This window comes from Halopelagius longus, from assembly GCF_900100875.1.
In the GTDB taxonomy this organism is placed as follows: Archaea; Halobacteriota; Halobacteria; order Halobacteriales; family Haloferacaceae; genus Halopelagius; species Halopelagius longus.
Window position 1 is genome coordinate 488,505 of sequence record NZ_FNKQ01000002.1, and the last position, 26,007, is coordinate 514,511.

Genomic DNA, 26,007 nt, shown 5'->3' on the forward strand with positions numbered 1-26,007 from the left:
CCCCGACCGAGTGGTGAACACGTGAGTCCAAATTCCAATCCCGGAGACGAACCCCTGCGAGTGCTCGTCGTAGAGGACAATCCCGGGGACGTGTGGCTAATCGAGGAAGCGTTCGAGGAACTCGACGTCGAGAGTTCGGTGACGTACCTCACCGACGGAGCGGAGGCACTCGACTTCCTCCTTCGACGCCTCGGGGACGGCGCGGGGGGCCTCGACCTCACGATTTTGGACCTCAACGTGCCCAAAATCGACGGGAGAACCATCCTCGAGAGGATAACGAACGATTCGGACCTGTACTCGCCGCCCGTCGTCGTCTTCTCGGGGTCGCGGTCGCCCGACGACATCCGCGAGACGTACGAACTCGGGGCGGAAGGCTACTTCGTCAAACCGGCCGACCCCGACCGATTCATCGAGACGGTCCAGGACATCGGGGAGTCGGCCGCCGACTCGGAACGACTCCCTCCGGGCGAGTTTCGCGAGTTCGCGTAGGCGTGTTCTCCGCGGTTCGGGTGTTCGACCGTGCAACCGCTAGCCGCGGGTCCGAACAGGCGAGTAGCGGCGCGGCCGGCCGCGAGAGTCGAAGCGATAGCGACGACCGGCAGAATCCGTATCGCGGGGGAGGGTTTATCGCTCCGCCTCGGCCTCGACGAACGCCTCGATTCGGTTCAACGCCTCCTTGAGTTCGGCCATCCCGGTGGCGTAGGAGACGCGGAGGTGGCCGCGCCCGCCCTCGCCGAAGGCGCTTCCGGGGACGAGTGCGACGTTCTGCGCTTGGAGGAGTTCCTCCGCGAACGCTTCGTCGTCCTCCCACCCCGGGGGACACTCGGGGAAGACGTAGAACGCGCCTTTCGCCTCGAAGCAGTCCATCCCGATGTCGTTGAACCGCGAGATGACGTACCGCCGCCGCCTGTCGTAGGCGCGCCGCATCTCCTCGACTTCGTCCTCGCAGGAGTCGAGGGCTTCGAGGGCGGCGTACTGCGCCGTCGTCGGCGCCGACAGCATCGTGTACTGGTGGATGCGGTTCATCGCGTCGATGACGTCGGCCGGGCCGAGTGCGTACCCCAGACGTAGGCCGGTCATGGCGTACGCCTTCGAGAACCCGTTGAACACCACGGTTCGGTCCCGCATCTCCGGCAACGTGGCGATGGAGACGTGTTCGTCCTCGTAGCGGAGGGCGGCGTAAATCTCGTCCGAGAGGACGAACAGGTCGTGTTCGCGCGCGAACGACGCCACGTCGGCCAGTTGCCGTTCGGTCATCACCGCGCCGGTGGGGTTGTTCGGGTAACAAAGCACCAGTACGTCGGCGTCCGCCGCGCCCGCGCGTTCTAAGTCCTCGTACGTGAGGGCGAAGTCGTTCTCGACGGACGTCGGCACCGGGAGGGCGTCGCCGCCGGCGAACGTCACCGTCGGCACGTACGAGATGTACGAGGGTTGGGGGACGGCGACGGTGTCGCCGGGGTCCACCAACGCCCGCATCGCCAAGTCGACGGCTTCGCTCGCGCCCGCGGTGACGAGTATCTCCTCGTCGGGGTCGTATTCGAGGTCGTACGTCGTCGCGCGGTCCGCGATGGCCTCGCGGAGTTCGCGCATCCCCCTGTTTGCGGTGTAGGAGGTCCGACCGCGTTCCAGCGAGTCGATGGCGGCGGTTCGGGCCGCCCACGGGGCGGAGAAGTCGGGTTCGCCGACGCCCAGCGAGATGACGTCGTCCATCTCCTCGGCCAACTCGAAGAACCGACGGATGCCGGACGGCGGCGTCTCGCGGGCCCGCGCGGAGAGACGGTCCGTCATGGCGAGAACGACAACCGGTCGTCTTCGTCGCCGTCGCCGAGTTCGACGCCCCGTTCCTTGTACGTCTCCATGACGAAGTGGGTCACCGTCTGGGTGACCTCCGGGACGGGGGCTATCTGCTCGGAGACGAAGTTCGAGACGTCCTGCATCGAGTCGCCGACCACGTCCACGGCGAAGTCGTAGTCGCCGGAGACCAGACGGAGCGACGCGACTTCGGGGAACTTGCCGATTCGACGGGCTATCTCCTCGTACCCCGTCTCCCGGTCGAGTTCGACGTTCAGTTCGACCTCGGCCTGCACGTACTCCTCGTCGACGCGGTCCCAATCGACGATGGCCTGATAGCCGCGGATGACGCCCTCGTCCTCTAACTCCTCGACGAGTGCTTCGACCTCCGCCGCTTCGAGTCCGGTCTGTCGCGCGAGGTCGTCGACGCTCTCGCGAGCGTTGCGAAGCAACAGGTCGAGTAGTTCCCGCTTCTCGTCCATACGGCAGTGGTAGCAGTCCCCGTTGATAGGGTTTACCCAACCGCGCGACCGACTCGCACCCGGTCCGTGAACCGTATGCGACGATACAGAATTTCGTGGATCTCTACACGCACAACCTCGGAGGATGGGACTCTCCGATCGCTTCCTGATGGAGATGTGGCCTGGAGTTGCTACGTACAGGCGGAGTATTCAGCGGTTCACACCGTAGGCGGTAATTGCCACACCTACCGAAACGAGACCTTCAATGCCAGTAGCTTCCGGTACTACCGTCTATAGTTACTTCACCGACCTATCCATATAAGACGATAAGTAGACCCATGGAGATCGAATCGCCGTATAGAGAAGCAGAGCAGCACGCCCAAATACTCCAAGATCAGTATGACGTCAACTCAATCAATGTACTCGTCCATCAACTAACCTCGCGCATCGAGGCCGAGTACCCGCTCACGGTCGATGATGTCGACTACCTTCGGATACCGCACGACGTCGTTGCCCGTATCCACACAAGCGCCGGTATAGCTGAATGGGGGATGACAACGTCTACTCGACAGTAACGGTAATGGTGTCGGTAGTTTTCGTCCCCGTGTTGTCGGTGGCGGTCAGTGTCACGGTATATTCGCCTGATTCGTCGTAACGGTGGGCGTTGAACCACCCCTCGGCTGTCGTTCCGTCGCCGAACGTCCACTCCAGCGAGTCGATCCAACGCTCGTTGCCCGACGTATCCTCAACCCGGAACGTAACGCGGTCGTTGACAGAGGGCTCAGTCGTACTTGGTATGATACGTGCGATCGGATCTGCCAGCTCCTTAACCGTGATCGTGATGGTGTCGGTAGTTTTCGTCCCCGTGTTGTCGGTGGCGGTCAGTGTCACGGTATACTCGCCGGGTTCGTCGTAACGGTGGGCGTTGAACCACCCCTCGGCTGTCGTTCCGTCGCCGAACGTCCACTCCAGCGAGTCGATCCAACGCTCGTTGTCCGACGTATCCTCAACTCGGAAGGCGAGCCGTTCACCGACGGTGACATCAGTTACTTTGAGATCGATACGCGCGATCGGAGGTTGGTCAGAGGGCGCTTCCGTTTCGTTGAGGTTGGTCGTTACCGGAATCGTCGCTTCGTCGTTGAGGTTCGACTCGGGGTCGGTAACAGAGCCCCTACCGAGTCGTAGATCGGAGTCTATCCCCGCAGCGATACTGTTGAGATATTCACGCTGGGCGTCGGATGCGCTGGCACTCCCCATCAGAACAACTGTGCCGCCTGCCTCAGCGAACGACCTAACGGCGGCGAGTTCCCCATCCGAGAAAGCGGACGCCGGAGTCGTGATGATGAGCGCTCGGGCTGCGGCGAGTCGCTCATTAGCGGTCGTCGTCGTCACGTCGTTCACTTGTTCGAAGAGGATGTCTTGACCTTCGAGGTACCGCTGGTAGTATGCCGCGTCCTCGCTCGATAGCGAGTACCCGAGATTGAATTGGCCGTGTCCACCCTCGATCAGGACCGGGCCGTCCTCGCGGTCGCTCATATCATTGATGAGTTCGGTTACGAAGGCGAAGTTTTCGTACGTCGAGGTGTCGACCGGATAACCCTCGGCCGCCTCGTACGTTTCACTGATGATCGGAGCACCGAGGTACACCAGCCGGGAGTCGTAGTCGACAGCACCCAGCGGAACGTCCTCTTCGTAGGTCGTCTCGGCACCGCTTCGTGTCGCGCTTGGAGCCGCAAATACCGGGACGCGCTCAGAGGAGACGGGCCCCGATGTCGTGACGATACTCGTCGGGTTCGGGAAGAATAGATCCTCTGCGGGGCGATCACGGATGGGGGAGGAGCCGTAGGGATCGCTCTCGGACCAGACCTCAAGACCAGCGTCGCGAGCGGAGAACTCCGCGGCGAGGAAGTCGTCGTGACGGTTGAACCCAGAGCCGTAGACGCGGCCATGACCGGCCTCGACCACCCGACGATTGTACAGTGTGTTGCGGTCGCCGTCACCGGAGGCGTCGTAGGTGAGATAGCCGAGTACGCGTCCGTACTCGTCACGAACGGGCTCAGTTCCATCGAACGAGAGTTCGACGGTATCGCCAGGAGACAACTCCTCTTGGGCAAACGCTGTTGCAGCCTCACCAGCCGCTTCGAGGTAGTCGTAGGACTCGATACCCTCCCATTCCTCAGCGCGTTCGGTACTAGTTGCACTCCCCGTTTCGGGTGTATCGATACCGAGGATCCGGATAGCTTCCTCCTGGCCACCGTCGAAGGCTACATCGATAGTGTCGCCGTCGGTGATTTCCACAACCTCGACAGTATACGTCTCGTCGCGATTGAGCTCGAGGCCAAGCCCCTCCCGATTCTCAAAGTACTCGAACGAGGTGTTGAAGTTCGATGTCGTCGGGACGAACTCGGCGGAGGCGTTGTTCTGGGGGTCGTACACCTGATCGTCGTTGAATCGGAAGGGAGCGTCGACAGCCGTCGTGATCTCGTTGAGATTGTCCGTCGCGTCGTAGTTGCTGAAGTCGGACTGATCGAACAGCAGAAGCGTTCCACCACTCGTGACGAAGCTAGCGAGTGCATCACGTTCCGTAGCCGAGAATGCCTCCGAGGGCGAGGTGACGATCGCTGCGTCCGCTCCCTCGAGGTTGGCAGCGAGACTCGTGGTCGCGTTGATGTTGTATCCGTTGTTCTCGACGTATTCGATAACTGTCGAGAACGCATCGGTGTCGTAGAACTGCCCGTGGCCCTCGTCGAACAGAATGGTCGAACCATCGACCTCTGCATCGAGGACGTTGAGCAGGAACTCCTCATTGCCGTAATTAAAGTCGGTGTCATTTTGTCCGATCGGGGCACCGAATGCAACGAGGTTGTCTGCGCTCACAACGAGCGGGATCTGGGTACCTTCGGAGTAGGAAACGGCATCGCCGTCCCCGTCTTCGTCGCCATTGTAGGCGGTTGACTCAGCCCACACCGCGACCAGTGAGTCGCCAGTCAGCGGTTCGCTCTCACTGCTCAAGATACTCGCCGTTGAGTCGAACATCAGCGGTTGAATCGTCTCTGAGCTGTCGGCAGTTTGAGCCTCGGTCAGTTCCGCTCCGGAGACTGCCGCGGCACCCGTTACTAACGCAGTCATGAATGTTCGTCGACGCATGCATGCGCCGGTTCAAAGCTTGACTACAAAGCACTTGCTTCAAACCGTTCCTGTGACAAAATATAACAGATAGAGGTTCTGACAGCTAGACTCAAGCGAATAGGAGTTGGCTCATTTATCGAGTAACTCGTCTACTTGCTGGGCGGTCTCTGCCGCTTGAATGTCCGAGTAGGAACTTGTCGTAGTTTCGACGATCGCGCCCCTGAGCGACAACTGAGCGAGTTCGGCGTGTCCATTTGCGTAGAGTGGTTCGCATCTGACTCGGGCGCAAAATAAGCCACGCATCAAACCCATCCTCCGAGGTTGTGCTACACGAGGCGGAGGATGCGTTGACTCCGGCAGAATTCGGCGGAGGTGAGCGAATCGCGGGTGCGACGGTTCGAGGATTCGAGGGTCCGCCCGGACGAACCGTCGTCTCCCCCTCACCGAACGAGGGAGTTCGGACGGGCGTCCGTCACTTGGTAGAGAAGTCCACCGCACCCAGTTGCCGGAGCAACGTCAGATTGTCCGAGAGGAACCATCGCTCGGCGATGAGTCCGTCTTCGAGACGGAAGAACGCCATCTGTTGAACGTCTATCTCGTTCCCCGTCGGTTCGATGCCCCAGAGGACCCCCTCGTGCGTTCCTCGACTCGTGATGTGGAGGGCGACCGTGTCCCCGCGAACGACGCTGCGTTCGACCGTTTGCGCGACGTCGGGGAACGCCGAGAGGAACGACTCGTAAGACTCCCGAATCGCCTCCGTCCCCTCCTCGGACCCGAAGGGGTTGTGATCGACGGCGTCCGGCGCGTACAAGTCGTCGAGCAAGTCGAGGTCGCCGTCACCGAAGACCTCCTCCGGAATTCGACGGGCGGTGCGCTCGTTCTCCCGTTCTCGGGGAGTAAGCGAATCGGTCATCTCCGGGCCTTCCCCCCGCGAGTCGGCGAATCGGTCGTCGAGTTGTGTGTCGGTTCTACCACGACGGAACGAGGCCCCCGACCGGCGTAGATTTGTCCAGAAACATGTTGCTCCTTTTAAATACTCCTCCGGAGTACCGTCCGTCGATGCCGCACCTGAAGCTCGAACTGAACGGTGAGGAGATCGGAGGGTGGCTCGCGGAGCTCTCGACGGAGTTCCCCGGCGACGAGTTTCGGCTCTTGGCGACGCAACTCCGCGACCAAGGCGCGCTTGTCACGCTCGAAGTTCGGACGGCCGACGGTGGCGACGTCGTCCGGAGATTCGAAACGGCACCCGAGGTAATTGAGCTCGAAACGCTTCATACGGACTCAGAGGTCGTACTGCTCCAGTTCCTGACCGGAAGCTCGAAGGCTTACGATCCGCTCTACGACTCCGGTTGCATCTCCATCTACCCGACGATTCTCCGGAACGGGCGATTCTCCGTACACGTCGTCGCCGGTCACGATAGCCTCTCCGCCTACCTCGAAGAGCTCGCGGCGGCAGAAATCCCGTATCGGGTGAGCTCTCTCACCCACTCTCACGAGGCCGCCGCCGCCGTACTAACGGCCCGACAGCGAGAGTTCGTCGAAACCGCCATCGAACGGGGGTTCTACGACGACCCCAGAACGTGTACTCTCACCGAACTCGCGGAGACGCTCGGCATCCACAAGTCCGCGGCTAGTAGACTTCGACAGCGTGCGGAAAGCCGGTTGATAACCCACTCCCTCGACGACGCCGTCCGGTAGGAGCGCCGGATCGGAGGCCGCTCTGGCCGTATCCCGTGGTGTCGAACGACCGCAGTTGTTCCCCGGACCAGACGGGCGGCGGTCACCGAACGACACTACGGCGACGCGGGAGTGACGTTTGCTCTCTCGTAGCATATCAACCGACTCCGAACAGTCATTGGCGGCGAACAGAATACACTTTGCGCGGGCGGTCGATTTCTCTCTCACATGCCTCGGCTCTCTCTGACGCCACGGTGGATTCTGCGTTCGATTCTCGCACTCGTCGTCGTCGGATCGCTGGTGGCCGGTGCCGCACTCACCGCCGCGTACGAACCGCCGGAGGTACAGACCGGGACGGTCGAAAGCGCCGCGAACGGGACGACGTACGTCGCCGTCCAAGGCTTCCACTTCCAAGGGCAGGGAGGCGAGAAGAAGCCGGCGCGACTCATCGCGGCGGGCCCCGACGGCCAACCGAAGTGGATATACAACGGGTCGAAACACGGCGCGAGTTGGTTCTACAGCGTCGACCCGCTCGAGAACGGGAACCTCCTCGTCGTCAACACCGCGCCCGGCGAGACGATGGTGTACGAACTGAACCCGGAGACGAGGGAACGCGTCTGGCAGCAGAACTTCAGCATCGAGGACACCCACGACGTGGACATGATAAACGGCGACCAGTTGCTCGTCGCCAACATGCGGAACACCGAGAACGGCACGAGCAACGACCGCATCTTCATCTACGACCTCTCGGAGGACGAAATCGTCTGGGAGTGGTACTTCAAGGACCACTACCCCGCGGACACCGATAAGGGGATCAGTTCCGAGGACTGGTCGCACGTCAACGACGTGGACAAGATAGGAGAGGGCGAGTATCTCATCTCGCCGCGGAACTTCGACCAAGTTGCCGTCGTCAATCGCTCGACGGGCGAGATCACGATGCGACTCGGGTCGGACGACGATCACGACGTGATAAACGAACAGCACAACCCACAGTATCTGGAGTCCGAGAACGGGACGCCGACGATTCTCGTCGCCGACAGCGAGAACGACCGGGTGGTCGAGTACGCCTGCTCCGCCCGAACGGACGGCGAGTGCCAGTGGGAGCGAGTGTGGACCGTCGGGAACGACCAGTTGAACTGGCCGCGGGACGCCGACCGACTCCCGAACGGTAACACGCTCATCACCGACTCGCTCGGCCACCGCGTCATCGAGGTGACGCCGACGGGCGAAATCGTCTGGGAGGTGTACACGCCGTGGGCCCCGTTCGACGCCGAACGCGCCGCCTACGGGAACGAACCCGGCGGACCGACGATGCAGGACCAGAACGTCTCGGGGTCCTACGAACTCTCCGGAAGCGCGGGCGAGACGCCCGGCACGGGCGACGGCGACGCGACGTTCCCCGAGTGGTTGACGACGACGTTCGGCGGAACGCCGTTGGAGGGGGCCGCAACGGAACTCGCCGACACGTGGAAGGGCCTCTCGCAGTGGATAAAGCCGGTCTGGATGGCCCCGTGGACGCTCGTGTTCGTCTCCGTCGCCCTCGTCGTCGGCCTCCTCTGGGCCGTCGCTGAACTGCTCTATCAGCGTCGGCGCGTCGTCGGCGGCGTGCGCCGCGGCGTCCAACACCTCCGATAGCGACTCCTCGGCGTCGCGGCCTCCGCGGGCGGCGCGGCCGCCGCACATTCCTCAGTCGAACGCCGCGAGACCCGTCTGTCGCCCGCCCTCCGTCGCACCTTCGGCCGTCAGCAGTCGTCGCTTCAGTTCGGGGCCGCCGTCCGCGGAGAACCCGCCGAGGGAGTCGGTCCCGACGACGCGGTGACAGGGGACCACGAGAGGGACCGGGTTGCGACCGCACGCCTGTCCGACGGCGACGGGACTCGTGTCGAGTTCCGCCGCGATATCGCCGTACGTGCGCGTCTCGCCGTAGGGGACGGCCGCCATCGCGCGCATCACCCGTCCGTCGAAGGAGTCCGGGTAGGACACGGGCAGGTCGAACGCCGTCCGGTCACCGCGTTCGTAGGCCGCTATCTGCGCTTCGACGGCGGCGGGGTCCGCGTCCACGTACGATTCGTCGAGTTCGACCGGGAATCCGAATATCGAAACCTGCACGGTACTGTTCCGGTGGACGCCCGGCGAGATATCTCTACCCTTCCGGCGGTCCGAACCCTACTCCTCCGTCTCGGGTATCTCTCGGGTCGCGTCCAGAGGCGTCGGTGTCTCCGTCACGAGCGCCGTACGTCGTCGCGGAGAATAGCAGTCTCGCCGCGCGGACCGGTGGGGGGTTCGGCCCGCCTACGTCGAACCGCGTCCGTTTCGGCTCTCGTTCCGTCGCACGGTACCGTCGTCTGGCCCCCTCCGAGTGCGGTGACGACCGTGAATCACCGCCTGAGCCCGTGATAACTCCGGGAGAGAACGTACTTGCTCGCCGCCGCGGTGAAGCCGACGGGGTTCTTCGCCAGACGCGAGAGGTAGTCGTTCCCCTTCCGGTAGGTCCGTTGGATTCGCCCCGGTCGCAGCATCTCGTTGCTCTCGTAGCAGAACACCTGCTTTTTCGTCCGGTCGCATATCTTCGCCGCCTGTCGCTCGGAACTCTCGATGAACAGATTCGCGCCGGTCGCTTCGTACACGTCGGCTTTGTACTCGGCGTGGTTGCCCCGTTCCTGCCGCGTCTCCTTGTCCGGCAGGTCCATCATCACGAGTTCGTCGTACTCGACGCCGTGTTCGTCCAACCACGCCTCCGTCTCCTCGCGGTACTTCTCCAACCGGCAGGTGACGAGCCATCCGATTCGCTGGTTCGGAATCGTCTTCGGTTCGACGGTCGCGAGGAACTCGCGGTATCGCTCGCCGTCGTCGTTCTCCTCGGGCGTCGGGTCCCGACAGAGCACACCGTCGATATCGACGCAAGTGTTCTTCAGCGTCGGGTGATGCATCAGGTTCCACTCGAACACCCGCGGAATCGGGACCACCTCGCTCCAGTAGTCGACGTACTGGTGTCCGCTGGTGGAGATGTACACCGCGCCGTACCGGACGTCGAAGGGGAGGTCCGCCTCTTCGAGGCGTCGCTGCGTCTCCCGCATCTGCGCCCCCGAGTTGACCGAGTCGTCCACGACCAGCACCGTCTCTGCGCCGTCGAGCGACGGTTCGCCGTCGTGTCGGTTCCCCGTCCCGAACACCGTCCCCTCGCAGAGCCCCTCGACGTCCGTCATCGGCACGTCGAGGTGAAGACAGAGGAGTTCGGCCGCCAACATCCCGCTTCTCGGAATCCCGGCAACCACGTCGATATCAGACGGCAGGTCCTGCGCTAACTGTCGTGCGTCTTCGTTGAGTTCCGAGACACTCCGATATTTCATCCACGTTTTCTTACCATATTACCCCATAAAGAAATGTAGCGAGTAACGTCCGGTTATCGAACCATTATCTACGCTCCTCGGACCCGGAGATGCGGCGGCCACCGGACGGGGTCCACATCGGAGATAACCGCCGTGCGGCTTGAATTCGGGATTTACTATTCGAATAAATTCCCGTCGCCCGCCGTCCGGCAACGTTCCGCTCGACTCGGCGGTCACCAAATGGTACGTTTCGGTCGAACGTCACCCTCCGACGACGGTTCATCGAGCGCGACGGTGGAAAAGACCCAAGAGGTGTGACGACGCGTACACGGTCGATGGCCCTCTCCGACGTCTTTCTCGCCCCCGCGGGACTCGCCGCCCTCCTCCTCGCGGTCCCCATCATCGTCCTGTATCTCATCCGTCCGGACCCCCGCAGGGTGGAACTCCCGACGTTCCGCTTCCTCGCGGAGGATCGGCGCGAAGACGCGTCGAACCCCCTGTTCGAGCGACTCCAACGGAGCGTCCTGTTGCTCCTCCAACTGCTCGTCGTCCTCCTCGTCGCGACGGCGTTGGCGACACCGTACGTGCCCGTCTCGGAGCGTTCGACCGTCGAGGAGACGGTGCTCGTCGTGGACGCGAGCGCCAGCATGGGCGTCCAGTCCGACGGGTCCACCCGGTTCGACCGCGCCGTCTCCGCCGCCCGAGAGGAGGTGACCGGCACCACCTCCGTCGTCGTCGCGGACGGACAGAGCACCGTCGCCCTCCGACGCGGCGACCCCGGCGAGGCGCGAACCGTCTTAGACGAACTGTCCCCCACCCAATCGCCGGGCGACCTCCGGTCGGCCGTCTCGACGGCCGCCGCCGTCGCCGGGTCCGACGCCCGAATCGTCGTCGTGAGCGACTTCGCCGACGACGGCCCGTGGCGCGACGCCGTCCGCGTCGCCCGCAGTCGCGGACTCACCGTGGACCTCCGCCAGTTCGCCGGCGGCGGCGACGACAACGTCGGCATCGTCGACCGGTCGTTCTCCGGCGGGCAGGTGACCGCCTCGGTGAAGAACTACGGCGACGAGGAGGTGACGAGAACCGTCGCCCTCGGCGGCGAACGGCGGTCCGTGACGCTCGGCGGCGGCGACGTCCGCTCCGTCACCCTCCCGGTCCCCGCCGGCGGGGGGAAACTCCGACTGTCGCCGGGCGACTCCTTCCCCGCGGACGACACCTCGTACGTCGCCGCGCCGGACGACGCCACGATAGAGGTGTTGGTGCTGACGAACGACGAGAACACGTACCTGACGACGGCGCTGTCGGTCGTAGACGCCGTGGAACTCACGGTCGATAACCCGCCGACGACCGTCGAGGGCGAGTACGACGTCATCGTCTACAGCAACGTCGAGAGCGACAGACTGCTCGCCGGAAACGTCGAGGCGGGGCGCGAACTCCTCGCCGACGGCGGCGGCGTCGCCGTCCAAGCGCAGGAGTCGATGCCCGGCAAGTACGGCGACCTGTCGTTGGTGAACGCCGACGGGGTGCGCTCGAACCCGACGCTCGGCCAACCCGCAGACGACACGCTGACGCGCGGCATCTCGTTCCCGCCGCCGGAGGCGTACGTCAACGGGACGCTCCGCGACGGCCGGGCACTCGTCTCGACCACCGAGGGAGCGCCCGTTATCGCCACGGCGCGGCGCGGCGAGGGGCGACTCCTCTACTACGGCTACATCGAGGAGCGCTCGGCGTTCAAGTACGACTACCAGTACCCCGTGTTCTGGAAGCGCGCGGTGTACCACCTCGCCGGGCGACCCCCCTTGAGCCAACTGAACGCGGAGACGGGCGAGAGGCTCCAGTTCGGTAACGGCACGACGGTGGCGACGCCCGGCGGCACCGTGACGGCGTCGTCGGTCCGGTTGGACGACGCCGGATTCTACGAGGCGGACGGCACGCGGTACAGCGCGTCGCTCCTCAGCGAATCCGAGTCGAACGTCGTCGCCGACGACGTGGAGTCGTCCAAGACGGACGTGGTCGCCCGCGAGGAGTCCCGAACCGTCCCGAACCCGCTGGACCACTGGGTGGCGTTGGCCGCCCTCGTCGGGGTGCTCGGAGAAGTCGCCTACCTCCGTCGGCGGGGTGACCTCTGATGGTGCCCGGACTCCCCGCTTCGACCGCCCTGCAGGTGTCCGTCGAGCTTCCGACGGGCCTCTCGGCGGGCGTGGAGCGACCGCTTCTCCTCCTCGTTCTCCCCGTCTGCGTCCTCCTGCTTTGGGCGCTCGTCTGGCGCGGCGCGACGGGCACCGCCTCCGAGCGAAGCAGGCGGTGGTTCTTCGCGACGCGCCTCCTCGTCGTCGCCCTCGTCGTCCTCGCCGCCGCCGGGCCGTACACCGTCTCCTCGCGCGAGACGCCCGGCGACCCCCGCGTGACGGTGCTCGCGGACCGCTCCGACAGCACGGCCGTCTCGCCGCAGGTGACCGACCGACTGACGAGCGACATCGAGGGCGCGGGCGTCCCCGTGACGACGACGACCATCGGAAGCGGCGACTCCTCGCCCGTCGGCGACGCCGTCGCGGCCAACCTCCGGGAGAACGGCAGCGTCGTCCTCGTCAGCGACGGCCGGGTGACGGAGGGGCGCAGTCTCGCCGAGGTGGCGGAACTGGCCCGTTCGCTGAACGCCACCGTCTCCGTCGTCTCGCCGCAACCGACGCAGCGGGAGCAGTACGTCACGCTCAACGGCCCCTCGAAGGCGAGCGTCGGCGTCGAGAACAAGTTCCTCGCGAGCGTCGACGGCGTCCGCGCGGACGCCCCGACGACGGTCACCGTCTCCGTGGACGGCGAACGGGTGGCGGAACAGACGGTGCAGAACGGCACCGGCGCGTTCGAGTTCACCCACACCTTCGAGAGCACCGGCACGCACCGCGTCACCGCCCAAATCGGGGATGCAGACGACGTGTACTCGCAGAACGACGTGTTCCGAAAGACCGTTCGGGTGGTGGAGAAGCCGACGGTGCTCTACGTCTCGCCCGGCGACTACCCGTTCCGGCAGTATCTCGGGGAGGTGTACGACGTGGAGACGGCGTCGTCGGTGCCCGAGGACCTCTCGCCGTACCACGCCGTCGTCCTGCAGGACGCGCCCGCGGGAAGCGTCGGAAACGTCGACGCCCTCCAGGAGTTCGTCATCGACGGCAACGGCCTCCTCGTCGTCGGCGGGCGCAACTCCTTCGAGAACGGCGGCTACGAGGGGTCGTCGCTGGCGTCGATGCTCCCCGTCTCGACGGGCGAGGGGACGAGTCAGAGCACGAACCTCGTGTTCGCAATCGACGTTTCGGGTAGTTCCGAGAACGGGATGCGCGTCCAGAAGGCCGTCACCCTCTCGGCCCTCGACCAACTCGGCGACGAGAACCGCGTCGGCATCGTCGGCTTCAACCACAACGCGTACGGGGTGGCTCCGATACAGTCGCTGGGGAGCAACCGAGCGTCGTTAGAGGACAGGGTGCGGCGACTGCAAAGCGGCGGCGCGACGGACATCGCCGCGGGCCTCCGCGGCGCGGGCGAGATGCTCGGCGACGACCCCGGGACGGTGATTCTCGTCAGCGACGGCCACGACAAGGTCGGTCCGCCGTCGGCCGTCGCCCAACGACTCCGCGCCCGCGGAATCCGCGTCATCACCGTCGGCGCGGGGCAGAACCCCAACGAGGAGAAACTCCGGACCATCGCGCAGTCCGGCGGCGGCAACTACTTCCGCGCGACGGAGACGAACCGACTCAGCATCCTGTTCGGCGGGAGCAAGCAGTACGAGGGGTCGGGCCTCACCGTCGTCGACCCCAACTCCTTCGTCACCTCGGGCGTCGAACTCACGTCGAACCCCGGCGAGGTCAACGACGTCTCCGTGCGCCGCGGCGCGGACTTCCTCGTCGCCGCCGACGACGGGACGCCCGCCGTCACGACGTGGCGGTACGGCCTCGGGCGGGTCGGAACCATCACCGCCTACGGGTCGGACGGGACGCTCGACGGCCTGTTGACCCGGCCGGACTCGCTCCTGTTGACGAAGTCGACGAACTACGTCATCGGCGACCCGGAGCGGAAGGCGACGGGCGTCACCGGCATCTCCGACACGCGCGTGGGGTCGCCGACGACGGTGACCGTTCGCGGCGAGGAGCGACCGACCGCCGAGGGCGTGCAGTTCAGACAGGTCGGCGAAGGGCGCTACGAGGCGAGCGTCACGCCCGACGAGGCGGGCTACCACGACGTACTCTCGGCGACGTACGCCGCCAACTACCGCGCGGAGTACGCCGGGTTCGGACCGGACCCGGCGTTGGAGTCGCTGGCGACGGGGACCGGCGGGAAGGTGTTCAGACCGTCGGAGGGCGCTCAGATAGCCGAGTTCGCCCGCGAGCAGTCCACCCGCGTCCGCCCGGTTCGGCAGGACTGGACGTGGGTCGCGCTCCTGCTCGCCGCCCTCCTCTTCGTCGCTGAGGTCGTCTACCGGCGGGTTAAAGTCCGTCGCAGCGGAACGACGGCTGAAGGAGGATTGACATGAGCTTCATCGGTCGCCCGCTGAACGTCGCGTTGGTCGCCGTCGTCTGCCTGCTGTTGACCGGTACGGTCGGTGCGACGATGTTCTACCAGTCGTCGGCGGGGGGTCTCGAACGGGAGAACGAGCAGTTGCGCGAACGCAACGAGGAGCTCCGAAACGAGCTGTCGGCCGCCAGAGAGAACGTCAGCGCCCTCCGACAGCGAGTCAAAGAGTTGAACCAGAGCCTCTCGCAGACCCGCGGCGACGTGGGGCAGGTTTCGACCAAACTCGAACGGACGGAGGAGATGCTCAACGCCACGGAGAAGGAACTGGCGAACACCGAAGACGAGCTCCAACAGAAGAAAGAGCAGCTGAGCGAGGCGCAGTCGAACCTCGAAGACGCCCGAGAGCGCATCTCCGAGCTCGAAACGAAGGTGACGACGCTCGAAGAGGAGAACGCGGAGCTCGAAGACGAGGTGAACGACCTCGAACGCGAGAACCGCCAACTGAACGAGACGGTGAACTCGTTGGAGACGGAGGTGACGACGCTCGAAGCGGAGAACGAGCAGTTGAAGTCCGACCTCCGCACCGTCTGCAACGAGTGGGACGAGTCCAAACAGGGCCCGAAACCGGAGGAGTGCTCCTGATGGCAGACGAGCCCGACTCGGACCGCGAGTTCGACGCCGACTCCGGGTTCGGACCGACGGTGACCGACGAGGACGCCGAACGGGGTTCGGAGTCGTCCGCCGCCAGGATGCGCGCCGCACTCGCGGAGGTTCGCGGCGAGGCGCGGAAGGTGGCCGTCGTGTACGCCGCAATCGACGCGACGTTTCTCGCCCTCCTGACGAACCTCCTCTTTCGCGTCGTCCGCCCGCCGGCCCTCCCCGAGGCGGTGTCGCTCCCCTCTGCCGTCGCCGGTGCCGGCGGCGTCGTCCCCGCCTCGCTCCCGTTCCCGTCGCTTCTGGGCGTCCTCGTCGGCGTCGTCGCCTTCGGCGGCGAGTACGCCCTCCGCACCCGAAGGCCCCTCGTCGAGCAGTTCGAGGCGGCGAACCCTCCGGTGAACGAGGCGCTCCGGACCGCCCGCGATTCGCTTGACGACGGCGCGAACACGGAGATGGCCCGCCGCCTCTACGAGGAGGTGTTGGACCGCCTCCGCGACACCTCGAGCGTCGAACTCGTCGGCACCCGGCGAGTCGTGACGACGACGCTCCTCGTCGTCGTCCTCAGCGTCGCGAGCGTCCACGTCGCCGTCGTGGACCTCGACCTGACGGGGTCGGTCGTCGGCGTCGGCGGCGGCGACGCGACGGACAGCCAACAGCAACCGGACGGCGCCAGCCCCGACGAACCGACGGACCTGCAGAACGGCGACCAGATACTCGGCGACGCCGAGGACGTCTCCGCCGGGGACGAGGCGGTGACCGCGACGCTCGACGGCACAGGCGGCGGAAGCGGCTCCGGCGGCGGCGGCGCCGGGTCGCCCGGCTCCTACGATAGCGGCGGGTTCTCCGGTGACGCGGTGGAGAGCCAACAGGCGGGGTTCGCGCCCGACGAACAGCTCGAAGATGCGGAGTTGATCCGCGAGTACAACTTGCAGATACGAGACGACAGAGACGACGAAGACAATGAATCCTGACGACGACGACATCGACAGACTACAGGCGAAGCTCTCCCGCGTCCGCGGCGAAATCGGCAAGCGAATCGTCGGCCAGTCGGACGTGGTCGAACGACTCCTCGTCTGCGTCCTCGCGGACGGGAACGCCCTCCTCGAATCGAACCCCGGCCTCGGGAAGACGACGCTCGTGCGAACCGTCGCGGAGGTGACGGACCTCTCCTTTTCGCGCATCCAGAACACGCCCGACCTGATGCCCTCCGACATCACCGGCACCGAGATAATCCGCGAGTCAGAGCAGGGCCGGGAGTTCGTCTTCGAGAAGGGGCCGGTGTTCGCGAACCTCGTCCTCGCCGACGAGATAAACCGCGCGACGCCGAAGACGCAGGCCGCGTTGCTGGAAGCGATGCAGGAAAAGCAGGTGACTGCGGCGGGGGACACGTACGAACTCCCGAGTCCGTTCTTCATCCTCGCGACGCAGAACCCCATCGACCAAGGCGGGACGTACCCCCTTCCGGAGGCGCAAACCGACCGCTTCCTGATGAAGATACTCGTCGATTACCCCTCCTTCGACGAGGAGAGCGAGATAGTGAACCGCTACGCGGCGGGCGCGGCGAGTCCGGAGGTCGAACGCATCCTGAGTCGCGACGAACTCCTCCGGGCGCAGACGCTCGCCCGGCAGGTGCCCATCGCCGACGACGTCCGCGACAGGGCCGTCGAACTCGTCCGCGCGACCAGAACCGCAGACGACATCGAGTACGGCGCGAGTCCCCGCGCGAGCATGTCGCTGGTCCTCGCGGCGAAGGCGCGGGCGTTCCTCGCCGGGCGGTCGCACGTGAGTTGGGAGGACGTGAAGGAGATGGCCCCGCCCGTCATCAGACACCGCATCATCGTCGATTTCCGCGCCGAACGCGAGGGCGTCACGCCCGACGAGGCGGTGAAATCGTTGCTCGCGGACGCCTGACGATGACCATCGACCCCGGCTTCCTCGACGAACTCGCGCGCCTCGACGCGTCGCTGAAACGGCAGTCCGACTCGCCGTTGCAGGGCGAACAGGAGTCCGAGAGCGTCGGCGAGGGGTTGACGTTCAGCGACTACCGCAGGTACGCGCCCGGCGACGACACCCGCCTCATCGACTGGCGCGTCTACGCGCGGACGGAGGAGTACTTCATCAAGCAGTTCGAGGCGGAGCGAAACCTCACCGTCCACGTCCTCGTCGACTCCTCGGCGTCGATGGACTACGGCGAGGGCGACGACCACAAGTTCGAGTTCGGCGCGAAGATCGGCCTCGGGTTCGCCTACCTCACCGCCGAGGAGAACAACGACTTCCGCTTTTCGACCGTCGGCGACAGGCCGTACCGCCTCGACGCCGGGCGGTCGAACCGCGGCGAACTGCTCTCGGTGATAGACCGGTTGAACGAGACGACGCTCGACGGCGAGGCGGAACTCGCCGCCGCCGCCGAGGAGTACGCGGACACCATCCGCTCGCGGTCGCTCGTCGTCCTCGTCAGCGACTTCCTCGTGGACCCCGAGGAGGTGGCCGAAACCGTCGCCGCCCTCGGCGACAACGACGTGCTCCTCGTCAACGTCCTCGCGCCGGACGAACTCGACCCCGGCGTGACCGGCGACACCATCTTCGAGGACCCCGAGTCCCACGAGACGCGGCGGTCGTACTTCGGCGGGTCGTTGGCCCGGCAGTACCGAAACCGACTGGAGGAGCACACCGACGCCGTCGCCGAACGGGCGCGGGACCTCCGGGCCGACTACGCCCTCCTCGATACGGGCGAGGAGTTCTTCGAGGCGTTCACGGCCGTCTGGGTCGGGTGACCGAGCGATCCGGCCCCCGGCTCCCGTCCGCCCGCGCGCTTTTCATCGACGGGTCCGATACTCGCCCCGTGACACCACCGTACGAGAACGTCGCGGCGCGCCTCTCCGACCTCGACCCCGTCTCGGTCTGCTGTCTCCCGGACGGCAGCGTGGACGACCACTACGAACTCGACGCCGGCGACGAACGCGTCGCGTCGCGGGAGGGGTTCGCTCGGGCCGTCGAGGGCGGCGAGGGGTCGCTCAGACGGCGGCGCGTCGCGCGCGAACCCGGCGGACAGGCGGTCAACGCCGCACGTCAGACCGCCGCGCTCGGAGACGACGCGACCCTCTTCGGCCACCTCGACCACGCGGTGTTCGAACGCCTCGACCCGGCCGTCGAGACGGTGTCGTTCGGGTCGCCCTCGGAGGTGGACGTGCTCCGCCTCGCGGAGAGCGACCTGATGCTCGTCACCGAGTCGGACGAACTCGAATCGTGGTCCGGAGCCGTCCTCCGGTCGGACAGGTCGCTCGCGGCCCTCTACGACGCCGACGCGGTGTACGTCGGCAACTGGGCGTCGGCCCCCGGACTCGCGGCGGCGTTCGACACGATGGCCGAGGAACTGACCGACTCGCTTGTCGTCGTCGACCCCGGCCCCCTCGGCCATCTCCCCGACGAACGGATCGAGGGCCTGTTCGACGCGCTCCGAGCTGTCTCGGAGTCGAACGATGCGGTCTTGAGCCTCAACGACCGGGAACTCGGCGTCCTCGCGTCGTACGCGGACGGCGCGACGAACGAGAGCGCCGAGGCGGACGACGCCGAGGGGGCCTCCGCGGGCGACCGGTCAGACTCCGACGACGACGCGGCCCGACTCGCCGGCCTCCGGGAGTCCACGTCGCTCCGTCTGGCGGTCCTGCACGACGCCGACAGGGCCGTCGCCGCGGGCGCCGGAGACGGGGAGGGAGGGGACGCCGAGGTGACGGCGGTTCCGAACGCGGAGACGGACCGCGTCGAGACGACGACGGGCGCGGGCGACCGGTTCTCGGCGGGACTCGCACGCGCGTTGGCCGCCGGGTGGCCCGCCGAGGAGTCGCTGGCGCTCGGCAACCTCTGTGCCACCTACCGCGTCGCGACGGGCGGCACCGGCACCGCGACGGAGTTGCGCGCGTTCGCCGACGCGGCGTTCGGGTAACCGACGCGACTGACCGCATCCCGCGCCTATTTGACGGTCGATGTGCGACGGTGGAACGTGTCGCGCGAACAGGGTCGTCGCGTGGTCGCTCTCGTCTCGGGCTCGCACTTCGTCAATCACGCCTTCATGGTGCTTCTAGCCCCTCTCGTGGGCGTCCTCGCCGCGCGGTTCGACGTGGGAATCGCCGCGATAGGGCTCGCAATCGGCGTCCCGCAGGCGGTGGTGCTCCTGTTACAGCTCCCGTTCGGCTACGTCTCGGACGGCCACAGTCGCACGCTCGTCCTCCTCGCGTCGCTCGTCTTCGGAACGGTCGGTGCCGCGGCGACGGCGCTCGCACCCTCCTACGAGTGGCTCCTCGCCGCGCAGGTGGTTCTCGGCGTCGGCGTCGCCGGACACCACCCCGCCCACTACCCCCTCTTGGCCGTCGCCTCCCCCGACGAGTCGCGGGGGAGAGCCTACAGCGCACACGCGTTCGGCGGGGAGGCCGGCCTCGCCGCTCCGTACGCCGCCGTCGGAGTCACCTCCGCGCTGTCTCTGTCGTGGCGCTACGCCGTCGGCGCTCTCGCCGTCGTCGGCCTCGCGTACACCCTCCTCACGTTCGTCGTGGTTCGGGGGCTGGACGGCGGCATCAAGCGCCCGGACCCGGCGGACAGAGCGACGGAACGGCCGACGCTCCGTTCGATTCCCGGCCGCGTCGCGGCGACGGGCCGCGCCCTCGCGAGTTCGACGGGCATCCTCGGGTTGACCGTCCTCGCCTTCGTCACCTCCGCGGCGGCGTGGTGCATCCGGACGTACACGCCGCAGCTTCTGACCGCGGGGTACGGCGTCGCCGACGGCACGGCGAACCTCCTCGTCTCCGCGATGCTCGTCGTCGGCGCGGGACTCATCGTCTTCGGCGGGTCGATGACGGACCGCGTGGGGCCGCCTGCGGTGGCCTACGGCGGGTACACGGCGCTCGCCGTCGTCGCGGCGGCGCTCGCGACGCTGTCGCTCCCCCTCGCGGGTCTGGTCCTCGTGTTGCCGTTCAGCGGAACCATCAGCCTCTCTCGCCCCGCGCGTTCGACGCTCGCGGACCGCTTCTCCGCGCGGAGCGATTTAGGGAAGAACTTCGCGCTCGTGACCGTCGGCATCTCCCTCGGCGGCGCACTCGCGCCGCCGGCGTTCGGGTACCTCATCGACGCCGCGGGCGTCGCCGCCGCGTTCGGCGTCGTCGCCGGCATCGCCCTCCTCTGTCTCGTCCTCGTCCGCCTGACGCTCCGAACCGCGCCGCCGTCGGTCACGGCCCCCGCGCCGACGGCCGACGACTGACGGCGACGCACCGTCAGCGAACCGCGAAAATCAGCCGCGCTCGTAGATATCTTCACTATTCTGCACGTCGTATCCGTCTGCGGTGATTAGTGATGGCAACTACTGCGTCCACCGCGGCACAGAACCGACGAACGTTCGAGCGTATCGCCCGCGAGTTCTGGAACGAACGGAACTACGACGCGGCCGACGACGCCTACGCCGAGGAGGTTACGCTGCGCACGCAGACGGAACCGGACGTCCTCGAAGGCGTCGAGGGGGTGAAGGCGTTCGCTCGGCGGTACCACGACGCGTTCTCGGACTTCGAGCTCGACCTGTGCGACGTTCGGGCGTCGGACGACGTGGTCTACGGGCGGTACGCCGTCCGCGGCACGCACGACGGGACGCTCCGGAGTCCCGACGGCGACATCCCCGCCACCGGCGAGCGAATCGAACTGTGGGGACTCGTCGAAGCGCGGTTCGAAGACGGCCGGTGCGTCGAGGAGTGGAACAGCACCGACGCCGCGACGATGGCGAGCCAACTCGGTATCGCGCCGGGAATCGAGTAAAAACGGAGACCGTCCGGTTTTTTCGGCGGGCTATCCGGACCACTCGCCGCCGATGTCGTTCGTGACCGAACTCCGCCACTCCTCGAAGCCGCGTTCGCAGACGGAACTCTCCTGCAGGTGGGTCATGAACCCCTCGCCGGGGTTCTCTAACTCGGCCATGCAGAACGGACAGACGCTCGGGTCGTCCCACGTGTACGCCAGCACGGAGGGTGGTTCTGGTTCTGACATACGCGCGAGTACACACTCATTTTACATAAGTATGGGGTAGATATTCGACATTTTTGGAACAAACATCCACAATAGTGCGATTTGAGTTTAGATATGGTTCGAAGAACGTTCGGGACGCTTCGAAACGATAAACCTCGGCGAGGGGGTACGATTCGGTCGATGAACTACATGCTGTGGGCAGTTATCGCCCTCGCCGCCTACTCGCTCGTCGCGCCGCTTATGAGCGTCGCGACGACCGGGTCGCCGAAGATACCGAGCAACGTCGCGGCGCTGATGGCGAACACGGTGCTGGTCGCCGTGACGTTGGGCGTCGTCGTCTACAACGACAGCAACGCCGTCACCTACGTCTCGCATCCGAAGGCGAAGTTCGTCCTCGCCGCGGGCGTCTGTCTCACCGTCGGCATCCTCGCGTACTACCGCGCGCTGTCGATGGGGCCGGTGAGCATCGTCTCGCCCGTCTTCGGGATGTTCCTCGTTCTCAGTTCCGTCATCGGCATCGCCTTCCTGAACGAGTCGCTCACCGCCCGCAAGGTGATCGGAATCGGCCTCGCCCTCGTCGCCATCTACCTCGTCAGCGTCGAGTGAGACTCACTCGGTGGAGGACCGGAGCGGCAACGACTTTTTGCGCGGCGACCCAACCCCCGCGCATGGTGTTGATGCAGTCAGACTCCGAACTGTCTCGCGGCGACGAAGCGCCCTTCTTCTCGCTCCCGGGCGCGGACGGGGAGACGTACGCGCTCGATACCTTCGCCGACTACGAGGCGTTGCTCGTCGTGTTCACGTGCAACCACTGCCCGTACGCGGAGGCGAAACGGGAGGAGTTGAACCACCTCGCGGAGTCGTACGACGGACTCGCCGTCGTCGGCATCAACCCGAACGACGCCGAGGAGTACCCCGACGACTCCTACGAGGCGATGCGCGAACGGGTCGAAGAGGGGGAGATTCGCTTCACCGCCTACCTGCGCGACGAGTCCCAAGACGTCGCACGGGAGTACGGGGCCGTCTGCACGCCCGACCCGTTCCTCTTCGAACGCGCGGACGACGGATTCGAGTTGGTCTTCCACTCGCGCATCGACGACGCGATGAGTCCCGACGAGGAACCGACCGACTACGAGATGCGGACGGCCGTCGAGGCGGTGTTGGCCGACGAGGAGATACCGACCGAGGAGACGCCCTCGCAGGGGTGCTCCATCAAGTGGCGCGAGGAGTAGTCAGTCGAGTTCTAACTCCGAGGCCTGCTGAAGCGCCTCGCGGGCGCTCTCGACCGCGGTTTCCTTCTTCGCCGGGTAGGCTTCGACCTTCGCGCGGAGCGTGAGGCCCCCGCCGCGGCGGACGTCGCCTCGGAACGCGGCCTGTTTGTCCAACCGCATGAACAGTTCGCAGTTCTCGGTCACCCGGTCGTCGAGTTCGTCGAGGAGTCCCTCGAAGTCGGGCAGTTCCGAGATGCGCGCGAGGACGTGGCGAACCTCGTCGGCGTTCTCGACGCGGGCGGAGAAGACGATGATGCGGTCGCCGTGGTGGCCGGTGCTGACGGTACGTTCGACCTCGAACTCCTCGGGGAGGAACGTTCGAAGCGCGTCCTCGACGCGCTTCTCGTCTTCGGTCGCGTAACAGAACGTACGCAGATCTACGTAGTGGAACGGGACGCGCGGCATTCTTCCTCGTCGATTCGCACTGCGCGGGGAAAAGCCCGCTTATTCCTCGTCTTCCTCGGCGGCTTCGAGTTGGTCCTCGGAGATGCCGACCTCCTGTCCGTCGTCGAAGCTCACGGTGTACGTCGGGTCGCCGAACATCGTCTCGACGACCTGCGTGATGGTCCCGACTTCGCCGTCGAACTCGCTGTGTTTGTCGTGCAGGACGACCGTATCTTCCTTTTCGAAGGACATGGCCGAACGGTCGCTCCGGACGCTCAAAAGTGGACTGATTCACCGACCGCTCGTCGTCCGGACGGCGTCTCGGCGCCTCCGCCGACCGCAGACCCGGGGCGTTTCCCGAACGAAGCTACCTTTACGCGCGGGGTCGAATCGCCGCTATGAACGCCACGGACGGCCGAGAAACCCGCCCGCCCGACAGCACCGGACGGAGTCCGGCGGGCCCTCGATACTCGCTCGACGACAGATGACGGTCGACGACCTCTGGTTTCTCGCGGACGAAGCGACGCAACGGGCCGAACAGGCGTACCACCGACTCCGGGAGCGACACTCGGGGTACATCCAGCGGACGCACACGCGACGCGTCACCAGAGAGCGGTTCCGGACGCTCGCGCGGCGGGTGAAGGAGACCGGCGCGCCGTACGGCGCACAGACCGTCGTCCACCGCGACGGCGACGAGATACTCCTCGTCAGACACGAGGGCGTCGACATGTGGGTGCTCCCCGGCGGCGAACTGCGCGACGGGGAGACGTACCGCGAGGCGGCGGAGCGAGAACTCGCCGAGGAGGCGGGCGTCTCCGCGGACTTCCGCGGCCTCGCCATGGCGAACCGCATCGACATCGCGTGCGACGACTACGCGACGTGGGGCGTCCTCCCCGTGTTCGCCGCGGCGGCGACCGAACTCGACCTCTCGGTGTGCGACCCGGACGGGGAAATCTCCGCGGCGGAGTGGTTCCCCGTCTCGAACCTCCCCGCCGACACGCGCGACCGAGACGACATCCTCGCGTGGTACGACCGCGCGGGGCCGTGACGAGCGAGTGCGACGCTCACCGCGGCGCGTCGTCGCCGTCCGCGGCCGTTTCCACTTTCTGCCCCCAGAATCCGGGGTGTTTCGTGACCGTCACGTCGCCGAGAACCCGCGTCTGACAGGCGAGCCTCAGACCCGATTCCGGGTCGTGCGGCGGCGCGGACAGGCGCTTGCGCTCTCGGTCCTCGGGGTCGGACACCTCGCCCTCGACGGCGACGGCGCACGTCCCGCACGTCGCGTGGCCGCGACAGTTCAGTAGCCGCGACCCCCCGTTGTGCGGCGTCTCGCCCGCGTCGAGGAGCACGTCGCGGAGGACGGCCCCGCGTTCGCACTCTATCTCCGTGCCGCGATAGTTAATGACTGGCATAGTATCGAGTTCGTGCGCCGAGCCTATAGGAGTAGCTCACGCTGCCTCGGTGGTCCTAAATACCGGGGAGTTCTCCTGCCGAGTATGCGAACGAGTCGACGCTCCCTCCTCGCCGCGACGGGTGGTGCGCTCACCGCCACCGCCGGTTGCCTCGGCAGTCTCCCCGGTTCCTCGGGTGGAGCAAAACCCTCCTGCGACGTCGGAGAGCAAGAGACGGTCCAAGAACTCCCCCGCCCGACGCTCGGACCCGACGACGCGCCCGTGACGGTGGACGCCTACGAGGACTTCGCCTGTCCCCACTGCGCGACGTACAGCACGGACATCTTCCCGAAGATACGCGAGGACTACGTCTCCTCGGGCGACATCAAGTACCGGTTCTTCGACTTCCCGCTTCCCGTGAACGAGCAGTGGTCGTGGGGCGGCGCTATCGCCGCGCGCGCGGTCCAAGACCGGACGGACGCCGAGACGTACTTCGACTACGCGCACGCCCTGTTCGAGAATCAAGACAAACTCACGAGTTCGGGCCACCAACTCGTCCACGACCAAGCGGAGGAGCTCGACGTGAACGGCTGTCAGGTCATGGCCGCCGTCGAGCAGGACACGTACCGGCCGGTCGTGGAGGCGGACCGGCAACGCGCCACGGACAACGGGTACGACTCGACGCCGACGATCGTCGTCGACGGCGAAGCGCTCGACTCCTACAGCTACGACGCGGTGTCTTCGGCCATCGAGAGCAAGCTCTGACGGCGGTGACGACCCCGGATTCGGACTCGACGGACGGCGCCAAACGATTACTATAATCATAGTAAGTTCCCGAGAAGCTCTTTACGCCCCGGCGGTCATCGGGAAAACGAGATGAGCGCAAACACGGCAGACCGCACGGACGCGACGGGACTGGATACGGTTCTCCTCGGCATCGGCGGACGCGACGACGCCCGCGTCGACGCACTCGTCGACGCCGTCAGGGAGACGGCCGGACCGACCGACGCGACGGTCGTCGTCGCGCACGTCTTCGACAAGGAGTCCTACAGGGACGCCGTCGAGCAGTTGCTCGACGCGGAGGGCGGAACCATCGAGCCCGACGAACTGGCGTCGCGGATGAGCCTCACCCGGGAGATTATCGAGCGGTTAGAGCGGGACGGCATCGACTGCGAACCCCGCGCGACGACCGGAACGAGCGGCGAGGGAATCGTCGAAATCGCGGAGGAAGTCGGAGCCGACCGGGTGGTCGTCGGCGGCCGTCAGCGGTCGCCGGCGGGCAAGGCGATATTCGGAAGCGTGGCCCAAGAAGTGATGCTCGAGGCTCCCTGCCCGGTGACGTTCGTTCGAAATCGGGAGTGAGCGAGCCTCGGCCGTACGGTCGCCACTGAGAGCCACGGCACTGCTCCGT

Annotated in this window: 28 protein-coding genes; 18 read left to right on the forward strand and 10 right to left on the reverse strand. The window is 66.0% G+C overall.

Going from position 1 to position 26,007, the window contains the following annotated elements:
- Positions 1 to 21 precede the first annotated feature (21 nt).
- Entirely contained in the window at positions 22 to 489 is a 468-nt protein-coding gene (locus BLS11_RS08265) for a response regulator (protein ID WP_092535823.1), read from the forward strand.
- Between the two features lie 135 nt (positions 490 to 624).
- Here the strand turns inward: BLS11_RS08265 and BLS11_RS08270 are convergent, their stop codons facing one another.
- Positions 625 to 1,788 (reverse strand): pyridoxal phosphate-dependent aminotransferase, encoded by a 1,164-nt coding sequence (locus tag BLS11_RS08270; RefSeq protein WP_092535826.1) that lies wholly within the window; start codon positions 1,786 to 1,788, stop codon positions 625 to 627.
- A complete protein-coding gene (locus tag BLS11_RS08275; RefSeq protein WP_092535829.1) occupies positions 1,785 to 2,273 on the reverse strand; it encodes an Lrp/AsnC family transcriptional regulator in 489 nt (162 codons plus the stop codon). The genes BLS11_RS08270 and BLS11_RS08275 overlap by 4 nt, the downstream gene beginning before the upstream one ends.
- A 317-nt stretch (positions 2,274 to 2,590) precedes the next feature.
- Between BLS11_RS08275 and BLS11_RS08280 the strand changes: the two genes are divergently transcribed.
- A complete protein-coding gene (locus tag BLS11_RS08280) occupies positions 2,591 to 2,827 on the forward strand; it encodes a hypothetical protein (RefSeq protein WP_092535833.1) in 237 nt (78 codons plus the stop codon).
- On the opposite strand, the gene BLS11_RS08285 is transcribed toward BLS11_RS08280, so the two are convergent.
- Both BLS11_RS08285 and BLS11_RS08295 read right to left on the reverse strand, forming a co-directional pair.
- Positions 2,814 to 5,381: a PKD domain-containing protein gene (locus tag BLS11_RS08285; protein ID WP_217628990.1), complete on the reverse strand. Its 2,568-nt coding sequence runs from the start codon at positions 5,379 to 5,381 to the stop codon at positions 2,814 to 2,816. The genes BLS11_RS08280 and BLS11_RS08285 overlap by 14 nt on opposite strands.
- Before the next feature lie 472 nt (positions 5,382 to 5,853).
- Positions 5,854 to 6,294, reverse strand: coding sequence for an ester cyclase (locus tag BLS11_RS08295; RefSeq protein ID WP_092535841.1), 441 nt, complete (start codon positions 6,292 to 6,294; stop codon positions 5,854 to 5,856).
- Positions 6,295 to 6,440: 146 nt separating this feature from the next.
- Here BLS11_RS08295 and BLS11_RS08300 point away from each other — a divergent pair, with 146 nt between their 5' ends.
- Together BLS11_RS08300 and BLS11_RS08305 are read left to right on the forward strand one after the other, a co-directional pair.
- On the forward strand, positions 6,441 to 7,079 hold the full coding sequence (locus BLS11_RS08300; protein ID WP_092535844.1) for a helix-turn-helix domain-containing protein: 639 nt from the start codon (positions 6,441 to 6,443) through the stop codon (positions 7,077 to 7,079).
- 207 nt (positions 7,080 to 7,286) lie between these two features.
- Entirely contained in the window at positions 7,287 to 8,693 is a 1,407-nt protein-coding gene (locus BLS11_RS08305) for an arylsulfotransferase family protein (RefSeq protein ID WP_092535847.1), read from the forward strand.
- A gap of 51 nt (positions 8,694 to 8,744) precedes the next feature.
- Here the strand turns inward: BLS11_RS08305 and BLS11_RS08310 are convergent, their stop codons facing one another.
- A complete protein-coding gene (locus BLS11_RS08310; protein ID WP_092535850.1) occupies positions 8,745 to 9,167 on the reverse strand; it encodes a methylated-DNA--[protein]-cysteine S-methyltransferase in 423 nt (140 codons plus the stop codon).
- 269 nt (positions 9,168 to 9,436) lie between these two features.
- Complete coding sequence (locus tag BLS11_RS08315; protein ID WP_092535853.1) at positions 9,437 to 10,408, reverse strand: phosphoribosyltransferase family protein; 972 nt, start codon at positions 10,406 to 10,408, stop codon at positions 9,437 to 9,439.
- Between the two features lie 314 nt (positions 10,409 to 10,722).
- Between BLS11_RS08315 and BLS11_RS08320 the strand changes: the two genes are divergently transcribed.
- The 9 genes from BLS11_RS08320 (at position 10,723) to BLS11_RS08360 (ending at position 21,343) form a co-directional block, all read left to right on the forward strand.
- On the forward strand, positions 10,723 to 12,516 hold the full coding sequence (locus tag BLS11_RS08320; protein ID WP_092535856.1) for a vWA domain-containing protein: 1,794 nt from the start codon (positions 10,723 to 10,725) through the stop codon (positions 12,514 to 12,516).
- Positions 12,516 to 14,909 (forward strand): VWA domain-containing protein, encoded by a 2,394-nt coding sequence (locus BLS11_RS08325; RefSeq protein WP_092535859.1) that lies wholly within the window; start codon positions 12,516 to 12,518, stop codon positions 14,907 to 14,909. The genes BLS11_RS08320 and BLS11_RS08325 overlap by 1 nt, the downstream gene beginning before the upstream one ends.
- Positions 14,906 to 15,532: a hypothetical protein gene (locus tag BLS11_RS08330; protein WP_092535862.1), complete on the forward strand. Its 627-nt coding sequence runs from the start codon at positions 14,906 to 14,908 to the stop codon at positions 15,530 to 15,532. The genes BLS11_RS08325 and BLS11_RS08330 overlap by 4 nt, the downstream gene beginning before the upstream one ends.
- Complete coding sequence (locus BLS11_RS08335) at positions 15,532 to 16,518, forward strand: DUF7502 family protein (protein ID WP_092535864.1); 987 nt, start codon at positions 15,532 to 15,534, stop codon at positions 16,516 to 16,518. The genes BLS11_RS08330 and BLS11_RS08335 overlap by 1 nt, the downstream gene beginning before the upstream one ends.
- Complete coding sequence (locus tag BLS11_RS08340; protein ID WP_092535867.1) at positions 16,508 to 17,458, forward strand: AAA family ATPase; 951 nt, start codon at positions 16,508 to 16,510, stop codon at positions 17,456 to 17,458. Before BLS11_RS08335 ends, BLS11_RS08340 begins: the two co-directional genes overlap by 11 nt.
- A gap of 2 nt (positions 17,459 to 17,460) precedes the next feature.
- A complete protein-coding gene (locus tag BLS11_RS08345; protein WP_092535870.1) occupies positions 17,461 to 18,321 on the forward strand; it encodes a DUF58 domain-containing protein in 861 nt (286 codons plus the stop codon).
- A 68-nt stretch (positions 18,322 to 18,389) separates the two neighbouring features.
- On the forward strand, positions 18,390 to 19,490 hold the full coding sequence (locus BLS11_RS08350; protein ID WP_139172786.1) for a PfkB family carbohydrate kinase: 1,101 nt from the start codon (positions 18,390 to 18,392) through the stop codon (positions 19,488 to 19,490).
- Between the two features lie 57 nt (positions 19,491 to 19,547).
- Positions 19,548 to 20,798 (forward strand): MFS transporter, encoded by a 1,251-nt coding sequence (locus tag BLS11_RS08355; protein ID WP_092537211.1) that lies wholly within the window; start codon positions 19,548 to 19,550, stop codon positions 20,796 to 20,798.
- A gap of 92 nt (positions 20,799 to 20,890) precedes the next feature.
- Positions 20,891 to 21,343, forward strand: a complete 453-nt coding sequence (locus tag BLS11_RS08360; RefSeq protein WP_092535876.1) for an ester cyclase — start codon at positions 20,891 to 20,893, stop codon at positions 21,341 to 21,343.
- A gap of 30 nt (positions 21,344 to 21,373) precedes the next feature.
- On the opposite strand, the gene BLS11_RS08365 is transcribed toward BLS11_RS08360, so the two are convergent.
- On the reverse strand, positions 21,374 to 21,571 hold the full coding sequence (locus tag BLS11_RS08365) for a DUF7501 family protein (RefSeq protein ID WP_092535879.1): 198 nt from the start codon (positions 21,569 to 21,571) through the stop codon (positions 21,374 to 21,376).
- Between the two features lie 159 nt (positions 21,572 to 21,730).
- On the opposite strand from BLS11_RS08365, the gene BLS11_RS08370 reads away from it, so the two are divergent.
- Both BLS11_RS08370 and BLS11_RS08375 read left to right on the forward strand, forming a co-directional pair.
- Positions 21,731 to 22,156 carry an EamA family transporter gene (locus BLS11_RS08370; protein WP_092535881.1) on the forward strand — a complete coding sequence of 142 codons (426 nt, stop codon included), beginning with the start codon at positions 21,731 to 21,733 and terminating at the stop codon, positions 22,154 to 22,156.
- A 62-nt stretch (positions 22,157 to 22,218) separates the two neighbouring features.
- Positions 22,219 to 22,782: a thioredoxin family protein gene (locus tag BLS11_RS08375; protein WP_092535884.1), complete on the forward strand. Its 564-nt coding sequence runs from the start codon at positions 22,219 to 22,221 to the stop codon at positions 22,780 to 22,782.
- On the opposite strand, the gene BLS11_RS08380 is transcribed toward BLS11_RS08375, so the two are convergent.
- Together BLS11_RS08380 and BLS11_RS08385 are read right to left on the reverse strand one after the other, a co-directional pair.
- Positions 22,783 to 23,226 carry an RNA-binding protein gene (locus BLS11_RS08380; protein WP_092535887.1) on the reverse strand — a complete coding sequence of 148 codons (444 nt, stop codon included), beginning with the start codon at positions 23,224 to 23,226 and terminating at the stop codon, positions 22,783 to 22,785.
- A 39-nt stretch (positions 23,227 to 23,265) separates the two neighbouring features.
- Positions 23,266 to 23,457, reverse strand: a complete 192-nt coding sequence (locus BLS11_RS08385) for a DUF1918 domain-containing protein (protein WP_092535890.1) — start codon at positions 23,455 to 23,457, stop codon at positions 23,266 to 23,268.
- A gap of 232 nt (positions 23,458 to 23,689) precedes the next feature.
- On the opposite strand from BLS11_RS08385, the gene BLS11_RS08390 reads away from it, so the two are divergent.
- Complete coding sequence (locus BLS11_RS08390; RefSeq protein WP_092535893.1) at positions 23,690 to 24,253, forward strand: NUDIX domain-containing protein; 564 nt, start codon at positions 23,690 to 23,692, stop codon at positions 24,251 to 24,253.
- 16 nt (positions 24,254 to 24,269) lie between these two features.
- Here the strand turns inward: BLS11_RS08390 and BLS11_RS08395 are convergent, their stop codons facing one another.
- Positions 24,270 to 24,617 carry a 2Fe-2S iron-sulfur cluster-binding protein gene (locus tag BLS11_RS08395; RefSeq protein WP_092535896.1) on the reverse strand — a complete coding sequence of 116 codons (348 nt, stop codon included), beginning with the start codon at positions 24,615 to 24,617 and terminating at the stop codon, positions 24,270 to 24,272.
- 84 nt (positions 24,618 to 24,701) lie between these two features.
- On the opposite strand from BLS11_RS08395, the gene BLS11_RS08400 reads away from it, so the two are divergent.
- Positions 24,702 to 25,361, forward strand: a complete 660-nt coding sequence (locus BLS11_RS08400) for a thioredoxin domain-containing protein (protein WP_092535899.1) — start codon at positions 24,702 to 24,704, stop codon at positions 25,359 to 25,361.
- A gap of 111 nt (positions 25,362 to 25,472) precedes the next feature.
- Positions 25,473 to 25,958 (forward strand): universal stress protein, encoded by a 486-nt coding sequence (locus BLS11_RS08405; RefSeq protein WP_092535902.1) that lies wholly within the window; start codon positions 25,473 to 25,475, stop codon positions 25,956 to 25,958.
- Positions 25,959 to 26,007 lie beyond the last annotated feature (49 nt).